At 56.1% G+C, this 12,118-nt stretch carries 11 protein-coding genes; 8 read left to right on the top strand and 3 right to left on the bottom strand.

What is annotated here, in order from left to right; genetic code table 11:
- Positions 1 to 123: 123 nt before the first annotated feature.
- From VFX97_04515 to VFX97_04525, 3 genes are read left to right on the top strand one after another with little or no spacing between them, the layout of a single operon-like run.
- Positions 124 to 771, top strand: coding sequence for a metallophosphoesterase (locus tag VFX97_04515; GenBank protein ID HEX5702458.1), 648 nt, complete (start codon positions 124 to 126; stop codon positions 769 to 771).
- A gap of 33 nt (positions 772 to 804) precedes the next feature.
- On the top strand, positions 805 to 3,021 hold the full coding sequence (ppk1, locus tag VFX97_04520; GenBank protein ID HEX5702459.1) for a polyphosphate kinase 1: 2,217 nt from the start codon (positions 805 to 807) through the stop codon (positions 3,019 to 3,021).
- Between the two features lie 31 nt (positions 3,022 to 3,052).
- Positions 3,053 to 3,979 carry a DUF4956 domain-containing protein gene (locus VFX97_04525; GenBank protein ID HEX5702460.1) on the top strand — a complete coding sequence of 309 codons (927 nt, stop codon included), beginning with the start codon at positions 3,053 to 3,055 and terminating at the stop codon, positions 3,977 to 3,979.
- A gap of 361 nt (positions 3,980 to 4,340) precedes the next feature.
- On the opposite strand, the gene VFX97_04530 is transcribed toward VFX97_04525, so the two are convergent.
- On the bottom strand, positions 4,341 to 4,949 hold the full coding sequence (locus tag VFX97_04530; protein ID HEX5702461.1) for a tyrosine-protein phosphatase: 609 nt from the start codon (positions 4,947 to 4,949) through the stop codon (positions 4,341 to 4,343).
- 186 nt (positions 4,950 to 5,135) lie between these two features.
- Here VFX97_04530 and VFX97_04535 point away from each other — a divergent pair, with 186 nt between their 5' ends.
- On the top strand, positions 5,136 to 5,582 hold the full coding sequence (locus VFX97_04535; protein ID HEX5702462.1) for a hypothetical protein: 447 nt from the start codon (positions 5,136 to 5,138) through the stop codon (positions 5,580 to 5,582).
- Between the two features lie 3 nt (positions 5,583 to 5,585).
- Positions 5,586 to 5,930: a redoxin domain-containing protein gene (locus tag VFX97_04540; GenBank protein ID HEX5702463.1), complete on the top strand. Its 345-nt coding sequence runs from the start codon at positions 5,586 to 5,588 to the stop codon at positions 5,928 to 5,930.
- Here the strand turns inward: VFX97_04540 and VFX97_04545 are convergent, their stop codons facing one another.
- Positions 5,931 to 7,370 (bottom strand): MFS transporter, encoded by a 1,440-nt coding sequence (locus VFX97_04545; GenBank protein ID HEX5702464.1) that lies wholly within the window; start codon positions 7,368 to 7,370, stop codon positions 5,931 to 5,933.
- A 233-nt stretch (positions 7,371 to 7,603) separates the two neighbouring features.
- Here VFX97_04545 and VFX97_04550 point away from each other — a divergent pair, with 233 nt between their 5' ends.
- The 3 genes from VFX97_04550 (at position 7,604) to VFX97_04560 (ending at position 11,045) form a co-directional block, all read left to right on the top strand.
- A complete protein-coding gene (locus VFX97_04550) occupies positions 7,604 to 9,304 on the top strand; it encodes a HAMP domain-containing sensor histidine kinase (protein ID HEX5702465.1) in 1,701 nt (566 codons plus the stop codon).
- A 9-nt stretch (positions 9,305 to 9,313) separates the two neighbouring features.
- Positions 9,314 to 10,066, top strand: coding sequence for a response regulator transcription factor (locus tag VFX97_04555; GenBank protein HEX5702466.1), 753 nt, complete (start codon positions 9,314 to 9,316; stop codon positions 10,064 to 10,066).
- Between the two features lie 115 nt (positions 10,067 to 10,181).
- Positions 10,182 to 11,045 (top strand): PP2C family protein-serine/threonine phosphatase, encoded by an 864-nt coding sequence (locus VFX97_04560; GenBank protein HEX5702467.1) that lies wholly within the window; start codon positions 10,182 to 10,184, stop codon positions 11,043 to 11,045.
- 58 nt (positions 11,046 to 11,103) lie between these two features.
- Here VFX97_04560 and VFX97_04565 read toward each other — a convergent pair whose 3' ends face one another.
- The gene (locus VFX97_04565; protein ID HEX5702468.1) at positions 11,104 to 12,039 is read right to left on the bottom strand and encodes an alpha/beta hydrolase; all 936 of its coding nucleotides are present in this window, start codon (positions 12,037 to 12,039) and stop codon (positions 11,104 to 11,106) included.
- Between the last annotated feature and the right edge of the window lie 79 nt (positions 12,040 to 12,118).

The following is a 12,118-nucleotide window of genomic DNA, read 5'->3' on the forward strand; positions in this document are numbered from 1 at the left end:
GGTTCTTTTCCCCTCTCGCGGTGCGGAGAGGTGTAGGGAGAAGGTTGAGGCGCGCGTCCTAACCCTCCCCGCAGCGGGGAGGGTACTCGTAGCCGCTTTCAAAGGGGAGTGAGTTCAGACTAAATGGCATCGCGCACAATCGTCGTTGGAGATCTTCACGGCTGTTACGATGAACTTCAGGCGCTGCTCGATAAAGTGGCGTTCACTGATGACGACCGCTTGATTTGCGTCGGCGATCTCATCACGAAGGGACCAAAGAATCGCGAAGTGCTCGAGCTGTTCATGAGCGACAAACGATTTACAGCGGTCATCGGCAATCACGATTTGGCGTTGCGGCGGCGTTGGAATGGTGAGAAGTTTAAACTCACCGGCTCACAAAAACCGACGCACAAAGAACTGAAGCATGAGAAGGAGCGGTTTCTGCCGTTTCTGAATCAGCTCCCGTTCATCATCGAGCTGGAAAAACACTTGATCGTCCACGCGGGGCTGCGGCCGAACGTGGCGTTGCATTCTCAAACGACCGAGGACATGACTTTAATGCGTTCGTTGGGCCCGAAGCGCGAGGCGAGGCATGGCGATCCCTGGTACGACGCTTACGATGGCGAGAAGATGGTTTTGTTTGGTCATTGGCCCGCCGACGAGCCGCGCCGGGGGCCTAACGCGCTGGGTTTGGACACTGGTTGCGTGTACGGCCATCGCTTGTCTGCATATATAATCGAAACCGGAACAATCGAGAGTGTTCAGGCGCGCGCTACCTGGAATCCGACATAGGCAATCTTCGTCTCGAGATTCGTCCTGTCATTCATGAAACCCAATAATAACCAGCCGATATTCGACCCCGAACGGAAATCTCCTGACGGCAAAAAAGGGAAGCGCCATCGCTTTCTTTCGTGGTCAGTATTCAACCGTGACCTGATGCAGCTCGAGTTCTTTAAGCGGCTGTTGGAAGAGGCCGCGGACAAGTCGGTGCCTTTGCTCGAGCGACTGAAGTTTCTCGCGGTCTTCTCAAGCAATATCGATGAATTCTTCATGGTGCGCGTTTCCGGTTTGAAGGAAATGCTTGAGGCTGATGAGCTGGAACCGATGCCGGGCGAGCTAAGTCCAGCCGATCAATTGAGAGTGATTCGCGAGCGGGTGCTGCCGATGGTCGAGGAGCACAGTCGCTTGTTGCGCGACGAAGTGATTCCGGGATTGAAGGACGCCGGCGTGGTGATTATGCCGTACGCGTCACTGACGAAACCGGAAAAGAAGGGCCTGTCCGAATACTTCATGAAGAACGTCTTCCTCATGTTGACGCCGCAGGCCGTCGATCCCGCGCACCCGTTTCCTTACATGTCGAACCTGAGCCTGAACATTGGTTTGACCGCGGAACGCCACGCCGATCACGCGCACACCGGAGCTTTGATCAGCGGCGAATACGCAACTGAAGACACCGTGCGGTTCGTGCGCATTAAGGTCCCGCCGCTCTGTCCGCGTCTGGTCCCGGTAAAAGAAGGCGAGCAGCGGTTCGTGCTGATGGAAGAGCTGATCGAAGCGAACATTCACCACTTGTTCGTCAGCGCGCAGTTGAGCAAAGGCTATATGTTTCGCGTCACGCGAGATGCGGACGTCGAAATCAGAGAAGACAAAGCAGCGGATTTACTCGGCTTGATCAGAGAGTCGCTGCGCGAGCGCCGGTTTGGCTTGCCGGTGCGTCTGGAAGTTTCGTCGCAGATGCCCCAGGAGATGGTGGACTATCTGGTTAAGTCGATGGGTATTCAGCGCGACGATGTTTATGTGATCGACAGCGTGCTGGGTGCAGGCAGCCTGATGGAGCTTTACGATCTCGAACGCCCTGAATTGAGAGATAAGCCGATCCAGATGACGGTGCCGGCGCCTTTGCGCCGCAAGACTTCTCCGTTTGATGCGCTGAAGAAACAGGATGTCCTGCTGCATCATCCGTACACGTCTTACACGACGGTCGTTGAGTTCATTCAGGCGGCCGCGCACGATCCGCAGGTGGTGGCGATTAAGATTTGTCTCTATCGCACCGGGAAGAACTCGCCAATTCCAAAGGCCCTGATCGAGGCGAGCGAGCGCGGCAAGCAAGTCACCGCGGTGGTCGAGATCAAGGCACGCTTCGATGAAGAGAACAATATCGAATGGGCGAAGCGTCTGGCCGAATCGGGAGTGCACGTGGTTTACGGACTCGTGAATCTGAAGACGCACAGCAAACTTGCATTGGTCGTGCGGCGCGAGGCAGAAGGTCTGCAAACCTACACGCACATTGCGACGGGCAACTACAATCCGACCACGTCGCGGCTTTACACGGACCTCGGCCTGCTTACCAGCGATCCGGAAATCGGTGAGGACGCGACCGACTTATTTAATTTCCTCACCGGTTTCTCGCTCCAAAAAGAATACAAGCAGCTTCTGGTCGCGCCTGTGAACCTGCGGCATCGGATGTTGAGTTTGATCGAACGTGAGCGGGAACACGCCGAAGCTGGTCGCGAAGCTTACATCGCCGCGAAGGTGAACCGGTTAACCGATCTGGACACAGTCGATGCGCTCTATCGCGCGTCGCAAGCCGGGGTCAAAATCGATCTGATCGTGCGCGGCTCGTGCATGCTGCGTCCGGGCGTGCCCGGGCTGTCGCAAACAGTTCACGTGCGCAGCATCGTCGGCCGCTTCCTGGAACACAGTCGCATTTTTCATTTTGCGAACGGCGGCGATGACGAGGTTTACATCGGCTCAGCCGACTGGATGTCGCGGAACATGGACCGGCGCGTCGAGGTTGTGACGCCGGTGCGGGATGAGCAACTTAAGTCATACCTGAAAGACGTCGTGGTGCCCGCTTACTTACGCGACAACATGGCCGCGCGGATTCTGACGGCGGAAGGCACTTATCAGAAACCGCAAATCGGCGTGGGTGAGGAACCATTCAACAGCCAACTCTTTTTTGAAGGCCGCAACAGCGCACCATCGGGCGGGAGCGTCCACCCAATGAAGCGCCGGCGGTTGTGGGCCAAGCACGCGCAATAAATTCGCCGCGTCAATGTAAAGGAATGAAGAGATGAACAGGCTTAGTCTGACAGTCCTAAGTACTTTCGCACTCATCCTGCTGATAAGCGGTGGCCTGGCTTACGTGCTTCGCGATCGCCCAGATATCAACAACGCCGCCGCGACTGCCGACGCAGGTGTCGGCGCCCAACCCAAGTCGTCTCCGGCTGAAGCGCCAAAGAGTTCACCTGAGCCTGCAAAACGGAATAGCGGCACGTTGTTTGGCGATTTATTTGCTGAGAGTTCGCCGGATGTAGCGCCGTCACATTCCGGAAACTGGGCCGCCACAGCGGCGATCGTCACTTTGCGATTTGCCCTGGCAGCTTTGCTCGCCGCGATTCTGGCGTTCCGTCCGCGTCGGGGAGTCGCGGTCAGCCGCCGCAATCCTTTTGTCGGGCAGACACAGATTCTGATGGCCGTGGTGGCCGCGGCGATGATGATGGTCGTGGGTGACAGCGCGGCGCGCGCTTTCGGCATTTTTGCGGCCGCATCGCTGGTTCGCTTTCGCACCAACATTCGCGATCCGAAAGAGATCACTGTGCTGTTGGTTTGTCTCGGCGTTGGGCTGGCCGCGGGTGTCGGTCGCTGGGACATGGCGATTATTCTGAGCCTGTTTGTGCTGCTTGCCCTCGCGATTCTCGAGTCGTTTGAGCAATCGCAGGTGTTTCGATCAATGGAGGTCGCGGTCGAATCTAAGAACGTCGATCACACCCACAATGTGTTGAAGGGAATTTTCAACCGGCACAAATTCGACATGGAACTCCGTGAGATTAATCGGCAGGATGAAGACGATCCACTAGGGAAGATCGTTTACGTCGTGCACATGAATGCCGCCATCAGCACCGACCGCTTGAGCGAGGAAATACTCGCAGCCGATCGAGAGAACATCGACAGCGTCGAGTGGGAACAGAAAGACAGCCAGACGTATATCTACAAGTAAGTCTCGATGGACTCTAGTCGGTATTAATCTACTTGGCCCATCAACCAGGTTCGCAGCCCGCAGGGTTGTCAGAGAGTAGCCGGGGGTCGCAGCGAAGCGTAGAACCGGAAACGTCAGCGCGGAATGCGCACCCTGAAGGGGTGCAAACAAGTTCTGTGACCCTTTCAAGGGTCAGAAATCCAAAGACACTCGATCCGGGGGTATCGCGCTCACGCGCTCAACGCCCCGGCTACTCTTCTTTCAGCCCTGCGGGCTGATCCCAATTTCGCGCCAGCTTCCAGCAAGAACGTCCCCTGCTACGAACAAAGAGGCCGCTCTGAGTGATCAGAGCGGCCTTCTCATCTTTCAACTAAAGCACGACTTACTGCTTGTCGTCCTTTTGTGGCGCCTCAGCGGCGTTCGCGTTGTTCCCTTGCTTCTTCGCGTGATAGTCCCTCACGAAGTCTTTGAACGCGCCGTGACCCCAGCTCGTGTAGAAGTCGTATTGCTTCATTTCCTGATAAACCTTGTCGAAGTCCCAGTTGTAAAACTCGTAACGATAAACCGCACCCATCGCGCCTGTGCGATGCCGGCCGCCGGCGCAGTGGAGGTAAAACTTTCCGGTGCTCGGGTCGTTCACGGTTTTTAAGAACGCTTCCGTAGCTGCTGGAGTGGGATACTTTTTCGCGATCATGGGAATGTGTACGTACTTCATTCCCAGCGACTCGACCAACGGCTTCTCGTACTCTTTTGGATCGTCGGTCAAGTCGATGATCGTTTTGATCCCCAGCGCGGCCAGAGCCTTGTAATCTTCTTCAGTTTTGGGTTGCGCCCCGCGGAAAAAGCGATCGTCCATCTGCCCGAAGTTCTTTATCTTTACGTAGGTGGCTCTTTGTGGAGTCTCCTGGGCGACGGCAAAAGTTGTGATGGCAAGAACAGTAGCTAAAACACCAAAAAAACGACGAACTAACATCGGTTGCAGTTTCTGCATGTCGGATCCTCAGTTAAAAGAAACGGTCAATTGGTGACAACGGCCAGCGCGGCCGCCATGAAGATAACATTGAGGTGCGGAAAAGCTCAAGAATTTCAAAAAGCCTTTCGTGTTTAGACGCAGCAACGTCGCTCGCGTTGCCTAATCCTGGTTCTAATACGCCGTTTTGTGGTAAATAGTTCCGCCATGAAAAAGCTTAACTGGCCGCTTTGGGCGGGATTTTTACTGACGTTGTTTGCGTTTCTTAGCTATACCTTCCTGTTCATTGAGTGGCCAATTACGCGGGATTTTCCGTGGGTCAATTTGATCCTGTTCGCAGTTGCGCTGGTGCTTTTAGTCCTTGGACTGCGCCGGGCTTTCAAACCTGACAAGAGAATCGTCTCAAAAATTTTCAGCACTTTGGCCGGAGCGCTAGGACTACTACTGATCGCGGGGTTTCTGTTCTTGTACTTCGTCCAGGGCAGGCGTCTGCCGGCCTCGGCCGCAGCGCCACAGGTCGGACAAAAGGCGCCCGACTTCATTCTCACTGATCCGAACACACAGCCGACCACGCTGGCTCAATTGTTGTCTCAGCCGATTAATAACAAACCACCAAAAGGCGTCCTGCTAATTTTTTACCGGGGCTATTGGTGAGGGATATGTCACTCCGAGTTACGGAGCATCCAAAAGAATCTCAGTAAGTTTAACGAAGCCGGAATCCGTCCCGTCGCGATCAGTATTGATGCGCCCGAGATAAATCGCGACTACATGCTGCAAAAAGCCGGATACACTTTTACGTTTCTCTCGGATCCTAAACTCGAGACGATCCGCCGCTATGATCTGGTCCACGAGGGTCAGGGAGAAAACGGCGCAGGCGTCGCGCGTCCGGCAGAGTTCCTAATCGATGCGTCCGGAACAGTTCGCTGGCGAATGGTGACAGAGAATCTTTTTGTGCGGGCGCGGCCGGAAGAGGTCCTCGAAGCGGCGAAGGCTTTGCAGTAACTAGTCGGCGCTTCCAGACTTGGCAGCGGCGACTTCCTTTGCGGGAACTGTCTGAGCCAAGCCCGCGGCGGTGGCGCGTTCCTGCTTCACGTACTTATCCAATCCGAATCCTAAAAAGATCGTCGCCGCGATGATCGCGCTCGAGAAGAAGTAAGGCGACGAAACTCCCAGGGAATCAAACGCCCAGCCGTAAAAGAGCGGCGCGATGATGCGGGCGACCCCGCCGTAAGTCTGCTGCATGCCCATGTACAGCCCGCGCTCGCGTTGATTAATGACGCGGGAGAGCAGCGCGGTGACGCAGGGGAAGGTGAAGGCAGTGCCAAGCGGAATCAACGCGGTCGCAATCGCCAGCATCCCGAGATTCTGCGAGAGGGGCATTCCAACGACACCGGCCGCGAGCAAGATCAGACCGAGCCGGGATAACTTTGCTTCACCCAGCCAGTCAACCATGCGTCCCAGCAAAAGTACGCGCGCAAAGACCGAGATTGCGCCCGTGTACATGAAGAAGTAACCGATCGTTTGCTCGGTTACCTGAAAACGCGCGTTAAGAAACAATGCGAGGACTGAGAAGCTTCCCTGAAACGCGCCAATACTGATGGCGTAGATCAGAATCAACCGTGACGAGGGTTCGCTCGGCTGGGCCAGGATGCTCCAGGCCGCTTCACGTGACTTCCGCGGCGCGACATCCGATGAACTTTGCACCGTCGCTTCGCGGGATTCTGTAAGATAACGCCACGCGAAAATCATGTTCAGCCCGCACAGCGCCGCGGCCAGGATGCCCGGCATCGCGGGGCCCATCTGCAGCGTCGCCGCTCCGGGCATCAAATCTCGCTGGCCCAACGTAATCGCAAACGATCCCAACACCGGGCCTAATGCCACACCCAGATTTGTCGTGGCGGACAACCAACCCAGCGCGCGCGTCCGGTCCTTTGGATCTGTCGAGTCCGCCACGTAAGCCTGAATCACGCCGACTGTTCCACCGCCGGCGCCCTGAACGAGGCGCGAAAGGAACAGGACCCAAAGCGAGGTCGCAAAGCCAAAGACCAGATACGAGATCCCGGCCGCGCCAATCGCGATTAGCAAGGTCGGCCGCCGTCCGACGCGGTCAGAAAATCTTCCCCACATCGGCGCACTGAGAAGCTGCGCCACGGTGAACGCGGCAACGATGATTCCGGAAATTGTGCCGATGCCGAGATTGAATCCGAGCACATCGATGCCGTTGCCGCCCAGACTCTTTACATAAAAAGGCAGCAGCGGAATGATCATCAGCAGTCCGACCATATCGACGAACGCCGTGATCATCAGCGTGAACAGCTTTGCGGGAATCTTTCTTACTTCGCGGTAGAAGACGTAGAGCAACGCCACCGCGATCGCCCCCAACAGCACGCGCACATACGGGGATTGAAAAGACTGGGCGAGATTGGACTGTAGGAAGAGCATCTCAGATGGAATCCGCAGATTACGCAGATTACACAGATTAAAGAAAACTGAAAAGCCCTAAGCCTATGCGACAAAGACGCTTCCAGGTCGCCAGGCCGACTTCTCGTTTTAATCACCGTAATCGTGAGATCGGAGGATTGGTCTTCACAACTCTTGACATCTTTTTACTTGACCTTGACACGCCGGTGCCCCCTGCGTCTTATACTGACCGCGATTTGGTCAGAGGTCCCGATATGAAGAAACGAAAATTCCTGGGCGGCTTCAATCGCTTTCGGTTGATCCTGACGCTCGGCATTGCCGTGCTTTTGCCGGCGGCCGCTCTTATCGTCGTCAACTTCTATCAATTGCAAACATTCAAGCGCGCCAAAGTACTCGAGGCGGCTATCCACCGCGACTTTAGCGAGTACCTCGCGATTTCAGAAAAGACGATCGTCAAGAAGTTCATGCCAGTGATCGAAGATGCGCGCAACAGCTTTCCGCCTCCGTCCCTCAATGTCCAGGAGAAAGAGAAGGCGCTGGATGAGCTGTTGAAGAAAAATCCGCATCTCGTGCACGCGATGATGTATGACGAGAAAGGAATGATTTCTCGTTCGCAGCCGTCGCAAGCTTCAGACGAATATGTGCGCAAAGAGCGCGAACATCTTGCCGACGTGCTTAAGGGTTGGTTCGGGATGGAAGGGCGGCAGATGGTCGAGAGTTTGCACAAGAAATCGCGACCATTCGCCTTTTATAACGAACCTACCAAACGCCCTGAAGGTCAAATGCATCTCCTGGCTACGTATTTTACCAATCCTAATGTGCCCAGGGACCGCGTTTCGTTCGGCTGCGTTTCGGTCGACCCCCGCTATCTCAAGAACACTTTCTTTCCCGGAATGCTGAAAGAGATTGTAGATGCGAGATCCAGCGATCAGAGCGGCAATCAGGTCGCGATGATGATCTATTTCACTGACTACGAAGGCAAGGGCGAGCTGAAACCGATAACGATGACGGCCGGATGGGGAGAGGGGAAGCCGGAAGCCTCACGAAGATTCGATGCGGTGTTCGGCGGGCTGTCGATGGGGATCAAGTTTCAGGGCACAAGCATTAACCAGCTCGGCGCCACCTGGATGCGGCGTAATTTCATCATCCTCGGAATACTTGCCGGGTTGATTGTGATCGGACTCATCCTCACCAAACGCGTCGTGAGCAAAGAGATGGCGCTGGCAAAGCTTAAGTCGGATTTTGTCTCGAACGTTTCGCATGAGCTGCGCACGCCGCTCGCTTTGATTCGCTTGTACGCAGAAACACTTGAGCTGGGCCGGATCACGACCAAGGAAAAGAAACAGGAGTACTACCGGATCGTCCGCAAAGAGAGTGAGCGGCTGACCGGACTCATCAACAACATTCTGGATTTCTCGCGCATTGAAGCCGGCGCCAAGGAATACGAATTTCGCGAGACTGACATCGCCGATCTCGTGCGCAACACGCTCGATTCGTATCGGTATCAAATCGAACAGCAGGGCTTTACGTTGAAAGAGGAAATCGACGAAACCCTGCCGGCCGTCTACGTCGATCGCGAGGCGATGGCGCGTGCGCTCTTGAATCTGGTGAATAACGCACTGAAGTATTCGCCGGAAGAGAAGTTTCTCGGCGTCAGACTCTATCGCGAGAACGGCGCCGTAAAGTTGGAGGTCGAGGATCGCGGCATCGGCATCACGCGCCGCGAGCAGACAAAGATTTTCGAAAAGTTCTATCGCACCGGCGACCCGCTCGTGCACAACACAAAAGGAAGCGGCCTCGGCCTGTCGCTGGTGCGGCACATCACCAATGCGCACGGCGGCAACGTTACGGTCGAGAGCACGCCGGGCAAGGGAAGTAAGTTCATTCTGTCGCTGCCGTTGAACGGAAGACATAAGATCGACCGTCACGGAGGGCGCAGTAACGGTAATTCTTGAGGAGCCAACATGAGCAGCAAAGTGAAATCTAACGGACACGCAAATGGCGACACCGCCGTCGTCGAAGTACTGAACGGCAAGAAGACGCGCATTTTGATTGTCGAAGACGAACCGGCAATGGTCGCCGGTCTGCGCGACAACTTTGAATATGAAGGCTACGAGGTCATCAGCGCGAGCGATGGCGTGGAAGGGCTTGAGCGCGCGCTGGCTGACGAACCCGACCTGATTGTGCTCGACGTGATGATGCCGCGCATGAGCGGGCTGGACGTGTGCAAGCAGCTCAAAGCGAAGAAACCATCTTTGCCAATCATCATGCTGACGGCGCGCGGTCAGGAAGTCGATAAAGTCGTCGGCCTGGAACTGGGCGCAGATGATTACGTGACGAAGCCGTTTTCGATTCGCGAGCTGATGGCGCGCGTCAAAGCCGTCTTACGTCGCGCCTCACCGCACTCACCCGAACCCGAGATATATAAATTCAGCGACGTCGAAGTGAATGTGCGGCGCAACGAAGTAATGCGAAACGGGTCGCGTGTGGAGCTTTCGGCGAAGGAGTTTGCGTTGCTCGCATACTTCGTCGCGCATCCGGCGGAAACGTTGAGTCGCGATCGGCTGCTGGACGCGGTTTGGGGTTACGAGAATTATCCGAACACGCGCACCGTGGACACACACATCGTGCACCTGCGGCAGAAGTTGGAACCGAATCCGGAAGAGCCGCGTTTCATTCTTACCGTGCACGGAACTGGTTATAAGTTCGTTGGTTGATACAAGAAGTCAGAACCGCCTGCGGTAGCGGGCGGTTGAAGTGCAGGTAGAGTATCCAACATTCAAAGATAAACCACCCGCTACCGCAGGTGGTTCTGACAAAGCCGGAGCTTTCATGACGCGCTCTCTCAACAATCGCTTAGCTGCCAAACCCGCTCTCGAAGTCCGCACGTACGCGCCGCGCCGAACAGCTTCCCGGAAGCCGGGCCGGCAGGAACTCGAGTCGAAACTGGCAGAATTGCAGCGAGACTACGCTGAACTGCACACATCGATCTTCGAAGCGGCGCAGGTGCACCGGCGGCTGTGTGCGCCGCGTCTGGTCCGCTTCGGTGACTTTGAGATCGCAAGCGAGATTTTCGCGGTGCGCCAACTGCCCGGTGATTTCTTCACCGTCGAGCAATCAGCGAATGACATCGTGATGGCATTAGGTGACGTTTGCGGTAAAGGCCTCGCCGCCGGCATGTGGACGCCGCACCTGGTCGGCCTGGTGCGCGCGCACACCACGCCGGTAGCGGCGCCCCATTCGATCGTTGCGGATGTGAACCGCGACGCGTGTCGCACGGCGCCGCTCGGCCCGCTCGCCAGCCTGTTTCTGGCGCGACTCGATCCGTTCACGGGCCTGCTCAGCTATTGCAGTGCCGGACATCCGCCGGTAATGCTCCTGCGCGCGAATGGAGAACTCGAGTTGTTGACGGAAGGTGGGATGTTGCTCGGCGCGCTGGGCGATGCGGAGTATGAATGCGGCTCGTGCGTCCTCGGCAAAGGCGACACGTTGCTAATCTATTCCGACGGCATCACGGAATCACGGAACAGCACCGCGGAAGAGTTCGGTAACGCTCGTCTGGAAAAGCACCTGCGCGACTCGCAAGCCAGTTCGGCTGACGCTGCTCTGTTTTCAGTCCTGGGCGCGGTACAGGATTTCGCGGCGACGCGTTCACTCGCCGATGACGTGTCGCTCGCGATCATCCGACGAAATTGAGGTCTTGGATACGCACGTATCCGGCGTGCAGCATGCACGAGATATGCGTACCGGCGGACTACTTCTTCAGCAGCCCATTTTTGTCCAGCCACGCAATCACAGCGGCGTTGAACTCCCTGGGCTTTTCCATCATCAGGAAATGTCCGACTCCGTCCCACAATTGGAAATCCATTTTCGGGGCGATGCCGCGGAATGATTCCTCGACGTTCGGCGGGTAGAACGGATTTTTAGCCATGATCGCCAGCACCTGCAGATTGATTTTGTCTTCACCCCAAATCCCCGAATCAACCATGCCTTCAAACGCGCCCACCAGCACATGCTGCGGAGTGTTTGCCGTTGAGGCTTTGATTCGCTGCTGAGCCTCAGCCGACAGTCCGCCGCCAAACATCATTCCAAACATCTGATCGATAGAGGCGCTGTAGTTTGGGCCGCGCAGGTTTGCGATCAACTGATCGATCATCGCCGGGTTGCCGAAAGGCCTCAGCGATCCGTCAACAATGATAATTCCGAGCGTATTCTGCGGAAACTTGCGATAAAACTGACGCGCGACCGGCGTCCCCATGCTATGTCCCACGAGCACGGCGCGCTTTACTTTCGCGTGGAGCATCACGGCCGCCACCGCCCGCGCGAAATGATCCATCGAATAAACGAATGGCTTCCTCGGCCGATCCTTTGGCACCGGGTCCTTTGAGAACTGAGGTTTGTCGCTCTGGCCGTGCCCCGGAAGGTCGAGCGCAATCACGCGGTAGTGCTTCGCGAATTCCGGAATCTGATCGCGCCACGCGGCGTCGATGCTTTGCGTCCATCCATGAATCAGCACCAGCGCATCGTCACCCTTACCGTAACTCACGTAATGAACGCGCGCGTCATCGAGTTTTGCGAAACGGGACTCAGGTTGCAGATTCTTTGGTTGGGCCGATGCTGTCTGCGTAAACGTAGCCGCGGCCAGCAGCACAGCGGTGGAAAGCAAAAACAGCCGATGTCGAATGTTCATAGTCTTTCTCCTCGATGCGACGGTTGGTTTGGGAGCCATATTTTACGCCGAAGAGTGAGTGAGGGCGAAACAATAAACC

This window comes from Pyrinomonadaceae bacterium (genome assembly GCA_036277115.1).
GTDB lineage: Bacteria > Acidobacteriota > Blastocatellia > Pyrinomonadales > Pyrinomonadaceae > UBA11740.